The sequence below is a fragment of the Paenibacillus sp. FSL L8-0435 genome (genome assembly GCF_037965655.1).
Lineage (GTDB): Bacteria > Bacillota > Bacilli > Paenibacillales > Paenibacillaceae > Paenibacillus.
Window position 1 is genome coordinate 4,028,606 of sequence record NZ_CP150185.1, and the last position, 17,990, is coordinate 4,046,595.

18 protein-coding genes are annotated in these 17,990 nt (G+C 44.2%); 1 reads left to right on the forward strand and 17 read right to left on the reverse strand.

Annotated features, from left to right (window positions below; all coding sequences use genetic code 11):
• Window positions 1-110: 110 nt before the first annotated feature.
• The 9 genes from NST33_RS17445 to metH all read right to left on the reverse strand — a co-directional run bounded on the left by NST33_RS17445 (window position 111) and on the right by metH (window position 9,906).
• The gene (locus tag NST33_RS17445) at window positions 111-1,160 is read right to left on the reverse strand and encodes an SAM-dependent methyltransferase (protein ID WP_339304200.1); all 1,050 of its coding nucleotides are present in this window, start codon (window positions 1,158-1,160) and stop codon (window positions 111-113) included.
• Between the two features lie 6 nt (window positions 1,161-1,166).
• The gene (locus NST33_RS17450) at window positions 1,167-1,940 is read right to left on the reverse strand and encodes an ATP-binding cassette domain-containing protein (RefSeq protein ID WP_221821791.1); all 774 of its coding nucleotides are present in this window, start codon (window positions 1,938-1,940) and stop codon (window positions 1,167-1,169) included.
• A 2-nt stretch (window positions 1,941-1,942) separates the two neighbouring features.
• Window positions 1,943-2,260 (reverse strand): thioredoxin family protein, encoded by a 318-nt coding sequence (locus NST33_RS17455; protein ID WP_221821669.1) that lies wholly within the window; start codon window positions 2,258-2,260, stop codon window positions 1,943-1,945.
• On the reverse strand, window positions 2,260-2,598 hold the full coding sequence (locus NST33_RS17460) for a cyclic-phosphate processing receiver domain-containing protein (RefSeq protein WP_237174855.1): 339 nt from the start codon (window positions 2,596-2,598) through the stop codon (window positions 2,260-2,262). Before NST33_RS17460 ends, NST33_RS17455 begins: the two co-directional genes overlap by 1 nt.
• A 19-nt stretch (window positions 2,599-2,617) precedes the next feature.
• On the reverse strand, window positions 2,618-3,466 hold the full coding sequence (locus tag NST33_RS17465; protein WP_221821674.1) for a deoxyribonuclease IV: 849 nt from the start codon (window positions 3,464-3,466) through the stop codon (window positions 2,618-2,620).
• Complete coding sequence (locus NST33_RS17470) at window positions 3,456-4,277, reverse strand: DNA-formamidopyrimidine glycosylase family protein (RefSeq protein WP_221821675.1); 822 nt, start codon at window positions 4,275-4,277, stop codon at window positions 3,456-3,458. Before NST33_RS17470 ends, NST33_RS17465 begins: the two co-directional genes overlap by 11 nt.
• Window positions 4,278-4,283: 6 nt before the next feature.
• Window positions 4,284-5,093 (reverse strand): TIGR01457 family HAD-type hydrolase, encoded by an 810-nt coding sequence (locus tag NST33_RS17475; RefSeq protein WP_339304203.1) that lies wholly within the window; start codon window positions 5,091-5,093, stop codon window positions 4,284-4,286.
• A 356-nt stretch (window positions 5,094-5,449) separates the two neighbouring features.
• Window positions 5,450-6,388: a ribonuclease Z gene (gene rnz, locus NST33_RS17480; RefSeq protein ID WP_221821679.1), complete on the reverse strand. Its 939-nt coding sequence runs from the start codon at window positions 6,386-6,388 to the stop codon at window positions 5,450-5,452.
• Between the two features lie 77 nt (window positions 6,389-6,465).
• On the reverse strand, window positions 6,466-9,906 hold the full coding sequence (gene metH / locus NST33_RS17485; RefSeq protein WP_339177154.1) for a methionine synthase: 3,441 nt from the start codon (window positions 9,904-9,906) through the stop codon (window positions 6,466-6,468).
• Window positions 9,907-10,085: 179 nt separating this feature from the next.
• Here metH and NST33_RS17490 point away from each other — a divergent pair, with 179 nt between their 5' ends.
• Window positions 10,086-10,631: a cupin domain-containing protein gene (locus NST33_RS17490; RefSeq protein WP_047843398.1), complete on the forward strand. Its 546-nt coding sequence runs from the start codon at window positions 10,086-10,088 to the stop codon at window positions 10,629-10,631.
• Window positions 10,632-10,727: 96 nt separating this feature from the next.
• Here NST33_RS17490 and NST33_RS17495 read toward each other — a convergent pair whose 3' ends face one another.
• From NST33_RS17495 to NST33_RS17530, 8 genes are all read right to left on the reverse strand, one after another.
• A complete protein-coding gene (locus tag NST33_RS17495) occupies window positions 10,728-11,402 on the reverse strand; it encodes a GntR family transcriptional regulator (RefSeq protein ID WP_091020712.1) in 675 nt (224 codons plus the stop codon).
• Window positions 11,403-11,504: 102 nt separating this feature from the next.
• Window positions 11,505-13,139, reverse strand: coding sequence for an extracellular solute-binding protein (locus NST33_RS17500; RefSeq protein WP_339177157.1), 1,635 nt, complete (start codon window positions 13,137-13,139; stop codon window positions 11,505-11,507).
• 47 nt (window positions 13,140-13,186) lie between these two features.
• The gene (locus NST33_RS17505; protein ID WP_036613592.1) at window positions 13,187-14,059 is read right to left on the reverse strand and encodes a carbohydrate ABC transporter permease; all 873 of its coding nucleotides are present in this window, start codon (window positions 14,057-14,059) and stop codon (window positions 13,187-13,189) included.
• 12 nt (window positions 14,060-14,071) lie between these two features.
• On the reverse strand, window positions 14,072-15,034 hold the full coding sequence (locus NST33_RS17510) for an ABC transporter permease subunit (RefSeq protein WP_036613590.1): 963 nt from the start codon (window positions 15,032-15,034) through the stop codon (window positions 14,072-14,074).
• A 555-nt stretch (window positions 15,035-15,589) separates the two neighbouring features.
• Complete coding sequence (locus NST33_RS17515) at window positions 15,590-16,381, reverse strand: HAD family hydrolase (protein ID WP_221821684.1); 792 nt, start codon at window positions 16,379-16,381, stop codon at window positions 15,590-15,592.
• Between the two features lie 28 nt (window positions 16,382-16,409).
• On the reverse strand, window positions 16,410-16,919 hold the full coding sequence (locus NST33_RS17520) for a hypothetical protein (RefSeq protein ID WP_017688037.1): 510 nt from the start codon (window positions 16,917-16,919) through the stop codon (window positions 16,410-16,412).
• A gap of 125 nt (window positions 16,920-17,044) precedes the next feature.
• A complete protein-coding gene (locus NST33_RS17525) occupies window positions 17,045-17,254 on the reverse strand; it encodes a DUF896 domain-containing protein (protein WP_017688036.1) in 210 nt (69 codons plus the stop codon).
• A 95-nt stretch (window positions 17,255-17,349) separates the two neighbouring features.
• Window positions 17,350-17,727, reverse strand: a complete 378-nt coding sequence (locus NST33_RS17530) for a LysM peptidoglycan-binding domain-containing protein (RefSeq protein WP_076210088.1) — start codon at window positions 17,725-17,727, stop codon at window positions 17,350-17,352.
• Window positions 17,728-17,990 lie beyond the last annotated feature (263 nt).

A 17,990-nucleotide genomic window follows, 5' to 3' on the forward strand; every position in this document is an offset into this window, starting at 1 on the left:
TTCGGGATGCTTTCCCTCAGGTTTGTTATGGTTAATATTGGTATCATTATAGTACAGACAGGAATAGATTGTAAAGCACAAAATTTAATGAGCTTAATCGAATCAATTTCTTAATATTTGACCATATAGAGTGTAATCTCTTCCCGGTTATGGAACAACTGCTTGGAACATTGAATCTGCATCCGTGAACGCTCAAACGTTTCAATGACGTCTTTAATGAGCGCGAGCGGTTTTTTATGCAATAACTTCACCGTAACAATCGCTGTCCCCCCGGGTTGCAGACTATATAGAAGGTCTGATACAAGTCGGCTCATCAGCTTCGGACTCCAACTCATATCACATACGAGCAGATCGAATTCTCCTTCGCGGAAACGAACATCCCCTGCATTCTTTTTCAAGAAAGTCAGTTTGGGTGATGCCAGCAGGGTCGCATCCATCTTCGCCGGATCTACCGCCGTTACTTCAAGCCCGCGCTCAAGCAGGAACGAGGTCCATCCACCTGGTGCAGCGCCGATATCAAGTGCCTTATGGAATGAAGTAAAGTCGATGCCAAACGTTTGCTCGGCTTCAAGCAATTTGAACTTTGCCCGCGAGATCTGTCCTTCTTCTTTTTGAAAACGTACGGCGCCCCCGCTCCAGTCTGACAGATTCTGTTCAGGTCTGGATATACCAGCATACAACATATCATTCGCAGCAAATACGGAAATGACATATTCAGCATCACGTACAACCCATTCACAACCTAGCTCATCCAGCTTTTCAGTCAGCAGTTGCTTCAATGAGGCTGCATTTTCTTGCCAAAACGCCCCTTCTGTCTTCCGTACCTGCAACACGACAGAGGCACCAGTCAATTCCTTATGATTCAACACAAATGCAATCAATTTCTCAATAGACTGCTCCGAATCTTCTGTATTCTCCTGAAACTGAACAGGTTGAATATGACGTAAAAACGTTGGATACTCTGCCCACAGCTTATCTGCAACTTCTTCCTCCGCTACAGGCAGACCCGCAAGCAATATTTCTCCTGGTACGAGTACCGTGCTCTTCACCGCACCAAACGTACGGCGCAACTCTTCCTGAGCATAAGGGGCAAAGCCATGATTGGCTGTGCAGATAAAACGGGAGAAGTTGCCTTCTTCCCAAGACGATTGTGTACTCAAATTGTGTTACCCTCCAGAACGTACGCGTATCCACGGACGACCATTATCCCACTGGATATCGACCGGAACATCGTACGTATGCTTAATTGTATCTTGTGTCAAAACTTCATGTTTGGGGCCAGCTGCCGCAATACGTCCATCGCGGATCAAGGCCACATGCGTGAATAAAGGTACGATCTCTTCAACATGATGTGTTACATACACAACTGTAATGTTACGCTGGCGCAGACGATCAATCTCAGCCAGCATTTTCTCACGTTCATATAAATCCAGCCCGGCACAAGGCTCGTCCATAATCAGCAATTTTGGCTCAGCCATTAACGAACGAGCAAGCATGACTTTTTTACGCTCCCCTTGGGATAACGTTCCCAGCGCGTTGTTAGCCAGATTGGCAAAACCCATGTCACCTAACAAACTCATTGCCTTTGCTTTTACTTCATCAGGAATTGTCTGATAAAAACGCAAAAAAGCATAAGCTCCTGTAGCGACGACCTCCCATACCGGATCTCTGGGTGTGAGTTTCTCAATCAACGTTTGGCTGATATAACCGATTTCCTTACGTACTTCCCTGACGTCACATTGTCCATACAAATTACCGAGTACTTCAATACGTCCCTGGCTTGGAAACATATATCCGTTCATCATTTCGAGTAACGTTGTTTTTCCAGAACCATTCCGGCCCAGAATAACCCAATGTTCGCCTTGTTCGATACGCAAATGTACGTCATCCAAGATTTGATTCTCTTCTCGTCTAAGTGAGACATGTTCCATCGAGATTATACTCATTTCAGCACCGCCTTTCGGATCTCCGAGAGCAAATGCTCCACAGAGCTCATCCGATAAACCATTTTTGGAACATCTAACTGGCCGTCAAACAGCATCACTGCTGGTACGCTTGAAATTTGAAATTGTTGTACAAGTTCAGGAATGTCATGAATGTTCATTTCGGATAAAATACCTTCTGGCAGCATGTGCTCAACGACATCTAACATACGCCGTGCTGCCGCACATGTCCCACATAAAGGGGTATATATAAATACAGCCTGTGGCATGCCTTCCCATACACTGCGCATTAACATTTTGGATGTAATTGGCTTCATTAAATTTCTTCTCCCGCAGCAACACGCAGCATGACCTCACCCGTCATTGGCCCATTATGAATGGTTACCGAATCCGGTTTATTGCTATATAACATCTCGTACATCTGGCGTTTCCCAAACATACTGGACGTATGCAAATAGATCTCGCGCGGAAATAAACCTTCTCGTACAATGGATGCCGCGACCTCACCGCCGTTAGGCGAATCCGGACCAAGCTCATAATCCAGAGACAAAATGTCCACGTCACCTTCTCTTAGCAGCATCAGGCACTCTTCTGCATTTGTTGCCAGAACAAATCCTTTCGGACACGCCCGATAGTCATCCAGAAAAACATGCATACAATCGCTCCTCTCCCCATTATAGCCAGGAACGCATGAGCGCTATATCATCATGGTGCGTTCCATCTTCGCCCGTTTCTGTCTCTAGCACAACAACCGCATTTTGGAACTCAGGCGCATTTAACAATGCTTTCATCGATTCATTTCCGATATAACCCTGTCCGATTCTCGCATGTCTATCCTTACATGAACCAGACGCATATTTGGAATCATTGAAATGTACAGCAGCAACATTTTCCCAGTATCCGAGCATCCTGCCCTTATCGAGCATCACCGCTTCGTTGCCTGACGCCCACAAACCTGAAGCAAAAGCATGGCATGTGTCAAAACAAAAAGCAATATGTTCCGGATATCGGCTCAATTTGCGAATCTGTATCATTTCTTCCATTGTCGTGCCCATCGGGCCATGATCACCTGCCTGATTTTCAATCAGTACCTTTGAATGTCCATTCCAATTCTCCAAGGCGGTATCCAGACAATGAATGAGGTTCTGATAACCCTCCAGCGGATCGTTTGTTTTGATATGTCCAAAATGGACCACCGTCCCAACAGAACCGCAAGCATTCGAAATTTCAAGATCATTGCGAATAGAAGCTATTGTAGCATGAAACCCCGCCTCTCCACGGGTCATACCCAACGCCGGATTCGTGGGATAGGGTGAATGTGCAATCGAAGCAAGTCCCTGCTGTTCACACCAATCCCTGCACTGCTCAGCATCCTTGAGATCCAGACTTTTCAGACCAAGACTACGCGGGTTCTTCGGAAAATACTGAAATGCCGTTGCCCCCATTGCATGTGCTCTCTTGGCTGCCTGAAGAAATCCACCTCTAGTGCTGACATGTGCCCCGATTCCGCTGTTAGGCCTCATGCTGGCATTTCGGACAGAAGAATGCCTTCTTGCCCGTAATTTCCACTCGTTCAATCGTTCCCCCGCAGCGCGGACAAGTCTCGCCTTCCCGATCGTACACCCGACATTGCTCGTCAAAACTTCCTGTCTTCGTATCTCCTTGCATCAGTGGCATTTCCATATAACCACCCTCAGAAGCTGCTTCACGCAACACGGACTGCATCGAATGGAACAGGCGCTCCGTCAGCTCTGGTGAAGTCGCAATGTTCTGCGTTTTGGAGCTTGGTCTCAGACCGGCAGCAAAGGCAATCTCATCCGAATAACAGTTGCCAATCCCTGCAATGATATGCTGGTTTACCAACGTTGTCTTAAGTGTGCCCCGACGACCTTTCAACAGAGAAGCAAAGCGTTCCACATTCATCCGTCGATCCAAAGGTTCAGGTCCAAGATCAGACATCGCCTCTTCGGTTTCTTTCGAAGTAAGCAGATGTAAATAACCCAAGCGCAGTCCAATAAAGAATAAAATGTGATCGCCAAACTGGATTTCCACTTGTGTGGAACGATCAGGACGTTCTTCTTCCGTGCCCCAGAAAATCATACCGCCCAACATGAGGTGCAGCACCAGACGTTTACCATTAGCCAAGTGGAAAATCAGATGCTTCGCTCGGCGCTCAACAAATATGATGCGATTGCCTGTAAGTTCATTGATGAACAGATCAGGCTCCGTATTTATCGTTTTATCGCGGTTAATTACAACACCTGTAATCAGTAGATCAAGTATGTTCTCGGACAGCAAGGTCCGGTAATTTTCCATTTCCGGTAGTTCCGGCATCGTACATTACCCCTTTTTGGAAGCTTGGTCTGCCTCTTGCGACAGCCACTCCATCAATTTATGCAAATCTTCAAACACATGATCAGGTCGAGCCTTCGCTGCTTGAATGTGTCCATCCATATTATCTCGTGTTGTCACACCAGTAAGTACCAACAGCGTCTCACACCCTGCTGCAACTCCAGCTGCAATATCGGTTCGCATATTATCTCCGATCACTGCCACTTCATGAGATGCCAGGTTTAGCCGGCTAATGGCCGACTTCATTATAACACTCGATGGCTTGCCGATGACGGTAGGATGAACGCCGGTCGCGGCTTCAATTGCTGCTCCAATAGTCCCCGCCCCAGGTGTCAGTCCGTCATCGGAAGGAAGCTGCAGATCCGGGTTGGTCATGATGAATTTTGATCCCGCATTAATCCACCTTAGCGCCTTGGTCAGTTTATGATAGGAAAATTCACGATCAATCCCCTGTATCACATATTCTGGTGCATCTTCCGTCAGCTGTAGTCCTGCTTCTTCTATGGCTTGCAGCAATCCTGCTTCTCCGATACATGCCACTGTTGCACCTGGGGACTCTTCAGCAACATATTCAGCAGCTGCCACTGCAGAAGTGCATACTTGAGACGCGTCGGCAGGTATGCCCATCCCGTTCAGATGATCTGCCACACCTTGTGGTGTACGGGAAGAATTATTTGTTACGAATAAATACGGCTTTCCTAGCTCTTGCAGTGTTCGAATAAGCTGATCGGCTCCTTCGATACGATGTCTGCCATGATAGAGCGTACCATCCAAGTCAATCAGATAGGCCTTAATCACACACAGCACTTCCTTTCTTTATTCCATTAACATTTCATGTCCTTAATCATTTACCTCGAACTTGACCGCGAACCTATGTATTCAGGCAAAAAATAATGGCTTGCTGACATATGCACGCAACAAGTCGAACCGGATCGAACACCGACGGTTTAACTCGCGCGTCTTCTGTACAAGCTTGTCATTTCCTGCGCTTTCCCGGAAAATAATTTGAATCATTTCCCTCTTCATATTGCCCATCCTACACGCTTTCTGACCAGATTGCAAAAGGGACCGCGGGAGTTCCTCTCCCTCAGTCCCGTGCAATTACCCGGATCTTTATATGACGTGTTTAACCGTGAACTGGTTCGCAATCAGGGTTAAGATTCTTGCTTGCGATGCACGACAGGAATAAGCTGGTGTTCGTTTGCAAGTCTGGTATTCGGGAATACGGACTGAGCCTCTTCCAAAAGTGGCTGAAGTTGATCCTCATCCTTATAGCGTGAACTGAAGTGAGTCATGATTAGTTGCCCTACATTGGCTGCTCTAGCCGCTTCTGCCGCTTGTTTAGAAGTACTATGATAGTACTCATGCGCTGTATCGGCCAGATCATGCATGAATGTAGCTTCATGCACAAGCACATCTGCATTGATGGAAAGAGGCTGTACATTGTCACATGGACGTGTATCACCCAATATGGTGATTACCATACCACGTTTTGGCGCTCCCAATACATCTTCTGGACGAAGCGAATCACCGTTATCCAGCGTAATGGTTTCTCCACGTTTGAGCCGGCCGAACAATGGGCCTGGTTTCAAACCGTATTCCGCCAGTTTGGCTGGGTCCAGGCTTCCTGGACGATCTTTTTCCGTAATCCGGTATCCATAGCTGTCAATCCGATGCTCAAGCAAAGCCGCTTCCACGATAAAACTGTCATCCTCGAACAGAACGCCGCCCGTATGTTCCACGATATTCAACTCATAGTTAACCCGGGATTGGCTAAGCTCCATTGTTGTACTGATCATTCGTTCCGTACCTGGCGGACCATATACGGTTAATGGTGTGGTGCCACCTTGATAGGCTCTGCTCGAAAGCAGTCCTGGAAGTCCAAATACATGATCACCATGCAGATGAGTAATGAATATTTTCTCCAATTTGCTCAGTTTAAGCGGAGAACTTAAAATCTGGTGTTGCGTTCCTTCCCCGCAGTCAAACAACCACAAAGCTCTGCGCTCATCCAACATGCGTAGCCCAATGGAAGTTACATTCCGTTGAAGCGTAGGTACACCAGCGTTAGTTCCCAGGAAATATAGTTCCATTCTGGATCGCACCTCTTTCTGTTGCCAGCAAAAAACCTCCGACAATGCGGAGGGCTTTGCCTGACACTCTACTGAATTTATGCCTTCTCTACATTAAAATACTTAGCTTGCGGATGGCTGAATACCATCGCTGATACGGAAGCTTCGGGTTCCATCATGAAACCTTCCGTCAATTCCACACCGATATCCTCAGGCTGCAGCAACTTGAACAGCGGCCCTTGGTCTTCCAGATCCGGACAAGCCGGATATCCAAAAGATACCCTGATCCCTTGATAGCGTGCACCATGACGTTGCTTCATGGTCATCTGGGCAGAATCCGGGAATCCCCATATATCTCTCATCATATGATGCACACGTTCAGCTAATCCCTCTGCTACTTCAAGCGCTACGGATTGCAGAGCATGCGAGCGGAGGTAATCCCCCTGATCTTTCCACGCAGTGGATAGTTCACGTACACCGTGTCCGGCCGTAACAACCATGAAACCAACGTAATCCATCTGACCGGATTCAACAGGCTTCAGGAAGTCGGACAGGCACAGGAACGGCTCGACTTTTTGACGTGGGAACGTAAAAGTATGCAAAATATTGCTGGTGTCCTTTGGATCATAGATAATGACGCTGTTACCACTGGACTGAGCCGGGAAGAAACGATACATGGCATGCGCCTGAATAATCCCGTCACGAACAGCCTCTTGCATGATATCATCCACGACTGCTTTCAGATCGGTAGCCTTCTTATCACCTGAAGCAAGCAGTTGTTCTACTGAACCGCGCAACCCCAGATGGTGTCCAAGCAACATCTGCATGTTCACATATGGCAAGATATGTGATAACGGATAGTTGCGCATCGTATGCCGCTCCAGATCAGGCGGTACAAGAACCGGATGATCTACAGCAATATCCGAACGCTCCACTCGCGTAAGCTCTGGAAGAGCCTGAACAGCTACAGCACTTGAAGCATCAGCTTCTTTTTCTGCTTCCATCTCCAGTTGCATCACTTCACGTGCAACGGGATTCATCAATTTATTCGCCAGATCCAGACCGTCCATCGCATCTTTTGCATATACAACCATTCCGTTATATTCAGGACGGATACGATTTTTGGTGAATTTACGTGTTAGCGCCGCTCCGCCAACCATAATAGGCACATCAATACCTGCTGTTCGCAAATCCTGAGCGGTAAGAATCATCTGTTGCGCTGATTTCACCAATAGACCCGAGAGACCGATCGCATCGACTTTTTCTTCTCGGTATGCCTCAATGATACGTTCTGGTGGTACTTTTATACCCAAATTAATGATCTGGTAACCGTTATTGGACAGGATGATCTCAACTAGGTTCTTCCCAATGTCATGCACATCGCCTTTAACAGTGGCCAGAATGATCTTGCCTTTAACCGAAGTCTCGTTCTTCTCCATAAATTGCTCCAGATATGCTACAGAAGCCTTCATAACCTCCGCACTCTGCAACACCTCAGCTACAATCAACTCATTGTTGTTAAAGAGACGACCTACTTCCTCCATCCCCCGCATCAGTGGACCGTTAATCACTTGAAGTGCTGTGTATTTGGCAAGTGCCTGTTCGAGATCTGGCAGCAATCCTTCTTTACTTCCTTCCACAACATATGAAGCGAGACGCTCTTCTAATGAAAGGTTCGAGATTTTTTCCTTCTTCTCAACCTTCTTGTTACGGAACGCCGCTACGAACGCCGCGAGTGTTTCATCATTTGTGTTGTATAAAAGCTCTTCCGAGAGTCTACGTTCTTCTTCCGAAATGGATGCATAACGCTCAAGTTTCTCAGTGTTCACGATCGCATAGTCGAGACCTGCTTTGGTACATTCATACAAAAATACGGAGTTCAGCACTTCACGACCTGCTTCAGGCAGCCCAAATGAAATGTTACTGATACCGAGGATCGTATGACATTCTGGCATCGCTTCCTTAATCACTCTTATACCTTCAATTGTTTCTTTGGCTGAACCGATGTACTGTTCATCCCCCGTACCTACCGGGAACACCAACGTATCAAAAATCAGGTCTTCTGGTTTGAGACCATATTTGTTCACCAGCAAATCGTAAGAGCGCTTGGCTACGTCAAGCTTGTCTTCCCGACTAATCGCCTGACCCCGTTCGTCAATCGTTCCGACAACTACCGCACCACCATATTTATGAAGCAACGGCGTAATCAGCTCAAATTTCTCTTCGCCATCCTCAAGGTTAATGGAGTTAATTATCGCCTTACCTTGTGAGTACTGGAGGGCCAGATCAATTACTGAAGCATCTGTCGTATCGATCATGAGAGGAACCTTAACTTTTTTCACAACCAGTTCAAGGAACTTCACCATGTCTTCAGACTCTTCACGGTCCGGATCTTGTACACACACGTCAACAATGTGCGCTCCATTTTTCACTTGAGCACGAGCAATTTCCGAAGCTTCTTCATACTTGCCTTCTACAATGAGTCGTTTGAACTTACGTGATCCCAGCACGTTCGTACGCTCACCAACCATGTATGGACGATTGTCCTGTTCAATGTAGATTGGTTCTATACCAGACAATGCTGGTGGATGTGTTCCGTTCATTTCTCTTGGGGGGTACTGGGCAAGTTTGTCGCGCATCGCCCGAATATGTGCAGGGGTTGTCCCGCAACATCCACCAGCAATATTCAACCAGCCCTGTTCGGCAAAAGCACCAATCTTCTGAGCAAGCGAGTCCGGTGACTCATGGTAATTACCATTCTCATCCGGAAGACCCGCGTTCGGATAACAACTAACGGCAACCGATGCCATTCCGGAAAGCGAGCGAATGTGATCACGCATGAACTCTGGACCCGTAGCACAGTTTAGTCCTACCGAAATTGGGTTAAGGTGTTCTAAGGATATATAAAAGGATTCGATGTTCTGACCCGCAAGGGTCGTTCCCATCGGTTCGATCGTTCCTGATATCATCAGGGGCAGTGTAACACCACTCTGTTCGAAGGCCTGCTGAATTCCAATGCTGCCTGCTTTTACATTGAGGGTATCCTGTGAGGTTTCGAGTAGTAGCGCATCAACGCCTCCCTCTATTAAAGCAAGCGCTTGCTCCAAATAACTGTCGATAAGTTCCTGGAACGTTACGCCCCCAGTTACAGACAGTGTTTTGGTTGTTGGTCCCATCGCTCCTACCACATAACGTGGAGATTCCGGTGTAGAGAAACGATCAACCGCAGCTTTCGCAATTCTGGCTGCTTCCAGGTTGATCTCACGTGCCCGATCCTGAATATCGTACTCAGCAAGCACAACGGATGTAGCACCAAATGTATTGGTTTCAATTAAATCGGCTCCGGCCTCCAGATATTCTTCATGAATGCGCTGGATCAGCTCTGGACGAGTAAGCACTAACATTTCATTACATCCATCCAAATCTTCGCCGCCAAAATCTTCGCCAGTCAAATCAACTTGTTGAATCATGGTCCCCATTGCACCGTCGAGGATTAATATTCGTTGTTTTAATGCATCGTGTAGACTAATCTTATCCAATATCTTCACCCCCGCAAAACGTTAAATCTTAGTTTAACAGAAACTAACTTAATGTGAAAGATCGGGTTTGGTCCCGAAAGATGGCGGGTTTGCACGAATATGAACGGAATTTGAGAATCGACAAAAACAAAGCAATCCGATATAATTCAATTAAACCAAGTGGAAAAGAGGGAAAGAACATGGCTGAAATTGTTATCCGAAATACGAACGAACGCATCACTGGTGACGAAAATGTTCGAAATTTCTTGAACAAATACGAAGTATTATATGAGAAGTGGGACGCATCCAAACTGAACACTGATCTGCAAAATAACTTTGGATTAACTGATGAACAGAAAACCGAGGTTTTGGAAACTTACGATTATGAAATCAGAGATTTGGCTGCACGTCGCGGATACCAGATCTGGGATGTCATCACGCTGTCCGAACAAACACCAGATATCGAAGAAAAGCTGGCCAAGTTCGAAGAGATCCACACCCACGCTGAAGATGAGATTCGTGCGATTGTCGCTGGTAAAGGAATCTTTGTTATCAAAGCTACAGATGATGTCGGCTACTTTAATGTAGAACTGTCTCCTGGAGACGTTATCTCGGTACCTGAGAATACACCGCACTTCTTCACTTTAATGGAGAACAAACAAATTATTGCTGTACGTCTGTTCATCGAAAAAGATGGCTGGATTGCAGATCCATACCCTGATCCTACTTTTATCAAACAAGCCTAACAATCTCGTGTTACAACTTGCTTAACCAAAACCCCTGTTCAATTGAACAGGGGTTTTCGCATATGCATATGGAGAGTAGTATGCAACATCGGTGCATTATATAAAATAATGCGGGTATTTCGCTTTTATCGATTCCTGTTCAATAACAACTAGTCTAAGATGAGCTTCCATCACCTGAACAGCTTGCTCGGTCTGACGCTCTGTGATAAGACGATAAATCTCTTTGTGCTGGGAGATAATGACCTCCAGGTTGGAGTCCTCCGCTAGACGTAATAAACGCAACCGATTAAACGGAATATTCAGCTGTTGCAACATTTTCCATGTTCTCAGCTTACCCGTGCCCTGGAACAAAATCTGATGAAACTCTTCATCCAGTTCAAAAAGTCGATAGAAATTGTTTTTCCCTATACAGACTTCCTGCATTGCAATGTTGGTTTCAAGTCGAAATCTGAACTCTTCAGGAAAAGAAACACAAGCCAAAGTCACGATTTCCTTCTCCATCTTCTCCCGCATAAACCTGCCTTCTTCCACATGCTCCAGATTAATATGAGAGACAATTGTTCCACTCTGGGGAATAATGTCCAGCAGTTCTTCTTCAGCAAGCTTCATGAATGCTTCTCTAACGGGTGTTCTGCTCACCTGCAGTTCATCTGCAATCTCTTTCTCTGAAATCTTGGTACCTGGCTTAAGTTCCAGATGAAGAATTCGTTCTTTTAACAGGTTATATGAATATGCCCGGGTCGAGCCTCTAATTTTTTGATTAAGTGACATGCCTAGACCTCTTTCTATCAGCCGTATTCATTCATTTTAGCACAAATTACCGTTCCACTTATATATCGGTGTGAAAAGGTAATCTGGCCAACATCAACTATATTATTGCTTGTTTTCTTTGTAGGCTTTGTACGTATCATTTGCCAGCTTCAGATAATTAGATAACCCTTGACTCTCAAGCTCTTTGGCAAATGTATCGAATTCAGACAAGTCCCGCTCACCCAAGATAAATTTAAGTGTATTCTGATCAGAGTAGTCTTTCAGTGGTGTACTCAGAAGTGTCACCCGTTCACGGTCCTCTGAAGAGTAAGGAATCGGTGGTTCTGCCGGAATCACTTCCTTGGTATCCTTCATGTCTTGCTGGAATTTCAACTCTTCTTCACTAAACATAGATTGCAACAAATCTGTGGTACCCCCGTAGGCAAATACACCACCAGAGAAGCCATAGTCAATACGCAAGTCTTTCGTGCCTTTTGGATTCAAACCATTGTAGTTCACATCTTCTACCAATTTGCGTTTTCCGCCCTCTTTGGTGAATGTTTCACCTTCAACGCCCCATTTGGCAAACTCTTGACCCTCGTCACTGTAGTATAACCAATCCACAAATTGCATAATGGCTTTGAAGTTTTCGCTTTTTTGAATTTTCCCGGAGATCATGACACCATTTTCAAGTCTGGAGCCGGACATTAATTGCCCTTTTGGCCCACCAGGTACTGTAATCTTTGCAACTGAGTATTTACCTTCTCCCAGCGTTTTGTTCATATCATTTCGGTGCAGCACCACCGTTTGGGAATTACCATTAATCATGAATGATTTGCCGGATACAAATTTCTGTACAGCCTGATCATCATCCTGTGTAAAACTCTCCTTATCGAGTAATCCTTCGGATACCAACTTGTTAAAGTACGTTAGCATCTCTTTGTATTCTGGTGTTGTAGCCGTGTACACAAATTCATCCTGATCTTCCTTATACGTCAATCCGTTACCAAAACCCCATCCAGCCTTGGTACCAAAGCCAGTAGCAGCGATGTTCAACGTACTATTGAATTGGAATCGGTCCGAAAACGGAATAGAATCCGGGTAGATCTCTTTCAGCTTTTTGGCTGCATCATACAATTCGTCCCAAGTGGTTGGGATGGCGATGTTATTTTCTTCAAAGACATCCGTTCTTACGAGTAATGTGTAATCTGGCCATACTTCTTCATGCAGACCCGGGAGTACATAGTACTTTCCATCTTCCTGTCGCAGCCCTTCAAGTTCATCTTCTAGACCCCATTTTTCCACTTTGTCCTTGAAGTTTGGCATCAAATCAATATAATCGCTAATCGGCAAAATCGCACCGGAGGACACAAATGCAGACTCTTCACCAGGGTATGTTTTCGGAATAACCAGTGGTGCATCACCGGAGCTAATCAACAGAGATCTCTTCTGAGAGTAATCACTCATCGGTACAATCGTTGGCTCAAGCGTAACACCCGTCAGTTCGGTAATTTTATTAAAAAGTAACCAGTCTTTTTTATATGGATAACTAGGTTGATCACTATAGAGTATGGAGAGATTAAATGGCTCGGTCGCCTTGAATGTATCCCCTACATTGTACGTCTCCATCGCTGCCTTGGTTTGAACTTCTGTGACTTCACCTCCAGCTCCGGTACCGCTGCTACATGCTGCCAGAACGACGGTCATCATTGTTGCCAACACCATTTTACCAACAAACTTACGTGGCTTTTGATTCATTTAGGTTATCCCCCTGAATTTGGTTTAGGTATTCTAGCTTCTACGTATTACTGTTTAACAGACCCTAACATGATACCGGTTACAAAGTATCTTTGGACAAATGGATAGATGGTGAGTATCGGCAAGATGGTTAATACCATCGTTACAGACTTAATATTGGCAGCAATCTGTGTCAGGTTATCAGCTGAGGTTGCACCGGCAGACGCCCCGCTGGTCGCTCCTGCAATCATATTGCGCAAATAAATGGTGACCGGGAACAGTTCTTTTTTGTCCAAATACAGAAAGGCTGGGAACCAGGAATTCCAATGACCTACTGCGTAGAACAGCACCATGGTTGCCATAACTGCTTTACTAAGCGGCAATATAATGCGTAACAAGATCCCGTAGGTGTTCAAACCGTCAATGGAGGCAGCTTCCTCCAGTTCTTCAGGCATATTTTCAAAAAATGACTTCATGATCAGCATGTTGTATATGCTAATTGCGCCAGGAACAACAAGTGCCCACATGGTGTTGTTGAACCCAAGGGAATTAATCAACACATAGTTTGGAATCAATCCACCACTAAAGAACATCGTGAATACGGCGAACATCGTCAGAAACTTGCGACCCATCAACCTCTTTTTGGACAGGGCATATGCGAAAATAGTCGTCATAAACATGGAGATTAATGTACCTACTACGGTGTAGATAATCGTGTTTTTATAGTTGGTCCAGAACATGCTGTCACGTGAGATTGTCTTGTATGTCTCTACATTGAATCCTCTTGGGAACAAACTAACCTTACCGGAATTAATATAGGACTCACTACTGAAGGATTGTGCCACGACATTTAAGAATGGATAGAGTGTTATAAATACCACGAACAGCAGAAAGATGACATTGAATACTTTAAATACCTTGTAAGATCTGGATTCCTGCATGATGCTCCTCCTTTACCATAAGCTTCTTTGAGTCAGTCTGCGTGAGATGGCATTTACGGAGAACACCAGAATCAGACCGATCAGCGATTCGAACAAGCCAATTGCGGTAGCATAACTGAAGTTACTGGATTCCAGTCCAACCCGATACAGGTAAGTGGAGATCACATCAGATGTCTCGTAGATCAGCGGATTGTACAAGAGTAAGATTTTTTCAAATCCAACAGCCAGGAAATTACCCATGTTCAAAATCAATAAAGTCACAATCGTTGGCAAGATCCCTGGTAACGTTACATGAATCGTTTGCTTCCACCGATTGGCACCATCGATACGCGCAGCTTCATACAAAGAATCATCAATGGTTGTTAGGGCAGCCAGATAAAGAATTGCTCCCCAACCCATACCCTGCCATACCTCAGAAGTGATATAGATTGTTCTGAACCACTCAGCCCGCTGCATAAAAGGAATATTGTCTCCGGTGAAGAAAGCCACCAGTCCATTAATGGAACCATTCACTGCTGTCAGCTGCAGGATCATACCCGCAACGATAACGATCGACAGAAAATGAGGCAGATAAGACGCGGTCTGTACAAATTTTTTGAATCGTTTACTCTTCACTTCGTTAAGCATCAAGGCAAAAATGATTGGAACCGGGAATGTAAAGAGTAACGCAAGTCCGCCCAACATCAGCGTATTACCGAATACTCTCCAGAAGGTAGGGTCCTCAATGAACATTTTGAAGTACCTTAATCCAACCCACGTTTCTCCAAATATACTTCCCCCAGGAACAAAACGTCTGAACGCAATCACATTACCAATCATCGGCCCATATTTGAAAATAAGGAGATAAATGATGGGAAGGATTAACAGTGAATACAACTGCCAGTCTTTGCGGAACAAAGTTGCTGCCGTTCGTAATCTGCTCTCTTTACGTAAAGATGTCATGGTTAACGTTGTTTTAGCGGTTTCCGACTCCATTTGTTTTCACTCCGATCCAGGACTTGATAAGTAAGAGTAATTCATGTACAACTCCCATCGTTTCTCCTCTTGTAGAAGACAACAACTCCTTCAAATTCACCCCCACTACGAAATAGATAATTTCTAAATGTAAGCGATATCAATTTAATGTATTATGTAGAATCACACAATCCAAGGTGCTTCACATCATTAATTAGCACTTACTAAGTGGTGTGATCTCCAAATCCAAAGAAGCTTTCTCAAAATATTAAGCGCTTACAATCAATCGAAAATAATAAGCAATAACTCCCTGCTTCCATTTAATGAAGTAAGTCAAAAAGAAATTGCTTTAGGACAATCTAAATACTAGTCATACTAGTATGTTAGTTATATTCTAATCCAGCTTCCCCCTAATTTCAATAACTTTTAGTAAAAAAAATAGAGATCTCATTTAACAAGGTAATTTAGTCAACATGTTCAAATAAAAAAACATTGGTAACTTCAAGAACGACATCATCGTTCATTGAAGTTACCAATGTTTCAGGGTGCTGAGGAAAGATGTTATAGCTGATCTGCTTAGAAATTAGCAATAAGCTGATTTAATTCCGATAAATGCGTTATTTCATGGTCTGGCGCATACGTTTCATTGTTGGTCTTATGCTCACGGTTAATCCATACGGATTGGATGCCAGATGATAAAGCACCACGAATATCAGTCGTTAACTTATCCCCAACCATCATGCTCTCTTCGGGTTTAACACCCAGTTTACTCAAAGCATGTTCAAATATTGATGGATCCGGTTTTCCTTTTCCGAAGTTACCCGAGATAATAATCTCATCAAAGAAAGGAGTCAATTCAGGTACACCATCCAACTTCTCTTGTTGCAAAGCAGGACAACCGTTCGTTAACAACAACAGTTTGTACTTTCCTTGTAATTGACGCAAGGTATCCATCGTTTCTTCGTATACATGTGGTCTGGATCTCCGTTCTACTCCAAACTGTGCGGCCAGTTGTTCAGCAAGATCTTCCCGATCTATACCCAATTTCAACAAGCCACGACGCCAGGATTCTTTACGGTAAACTGGAGCAAGCTGTTCCAACTGACGGAACTCAGGCTGATCCCCACCAGTAAAGTTAGCCCATAGGCCTTCAAACGGATTGATTCCAATCATTTTAGTAAAAGAAAAGGTTTCATATGATTCATACAGTCCACGTGCCTCATTACGAACAGCTTCTTCAAGTTCTTCTGGTTTAACCCCAGTCTCTTTCGCTGCGATTAGACAAGTCTCATGAAAAGCTTCTCGAACACTACGCTCATCCCATAATAAAGTATCATCTAGGTCGAACAAAATCGCTTTTAACGCCATTCCGATCATCTACCCCTTTATGCAATAATTACTTTTCGACGGTTTCCACGGTGATCTGGTGTGCTTTTGCAAACTTCAGCAAACGTTCTGCAATCGCATCTGTATCGTAACGGTTCAATAACTTGGTAAACACCCATCTTTTCCCGCGACTGTTATGTTCGATAACAACTGTACCTGGTTCGATTCTGAATTTGACGATATCGTCAACCCCAATTGAACGTTCACGATTACCCTTCGTCGTTATAATCCGATTACTGCTAATCTTGATGTATGGACGACGAAGCATGAAGATGACTGCCAAAAATACGTAAAGCAGCATCGTCACCCAGTCCCAGGTTGTCATCGGAGCTTGCACAAGGAACGTGCTCATAAACAGATACAAAAAGGCGAGACCAATCAAAAATATAGGGAACAAAAGGCTGCGTCCCTTAAAGACTTCTTCGCCTGGTGTACCTGTGATTGGTTGACCACTTTTTTTGCGCTGCTGATTTAACTGCTTGGAATTTTTCTTAACCGTTCTCTCGAACGAACGCGACATGAGAATCCCCCTTATGTGTCTTTGTATCGGCTTACATAACTGTAAACCAACATTTCCCCCTATAAATTGCACACTCAAAATAACAGGAAGAAACCTAAATATCATAATGATATCATTAGGTTTCGTTAGTGTTTGAGTTTGCCTTGGTGGCCTTTGTCATTCTCATCATCAACAATCTCAATGGTATCCAGTTGTTGTCTGAAATTGCTGCGAATATTACTCAAATAAATCTCTCTTAGCTCGGCACGTTCGGCAAGTTCTTCCTCCGACAATCCAGTGGACTTTTGCTTACGAGCCAATTCGTTAATGCGTGCTACCAGACTATCTATATCCAAGCTTGTCCCCTCCAAAAATACAAAGTCATATTAACTTTGCCATTATAAAGGCAGCTTGTCAAGCTGACACGCGTTAACACTCATTGATGTGCATTTTATTCTGCAAATTGCGGTAGAGCTAGTACTTGTCCCACTTGGATGGAAGTCGTATGAAGTTGATTCACTTTCTTAATTGCTTCTATATAAATACGTGTATCCATATTCGTCGGTTTATGTTCCAAAGAAATACTCCATAATGTTTCCCCTTGTGAAACAGCTATCTTTCCTCCAGGCAGAACATCATTCTCATTGCCGGCAAATACAGTTAAAACAGTGCTGCATCCAATAAATATAATCATAGAGGTAATGGCTACCTTTAACATCCATGAAGAAATCTTGAAACGCGCTAAAACCTTCTTGTAGTTCCCTATGTTAGACTTCACCAGTTCCGAATTCATTGGTTCATAAATGCTTTGATAAGTAGAATATCTCATTAAATACCCGCCTCCAAACGTTTGTTCCTATCTGTTGAAATCAATATAACACGAACACTTGTTTTGTTCAATATATTTTTAGAACAATTGTTCGCTTCTTTTTAGAAGGAGCAATATCTTATTTCAAGTACTTTTTCAAAACATTTGCAGTATTATGCTCTGACTTTTGGCCAATTTCTGTTCTATAAGTTAAAAAACACTGATTTAAAGCTATTTTATTTAGAACTTATGTTTGTACGAACGGAGGTTCTATGTTATAATTT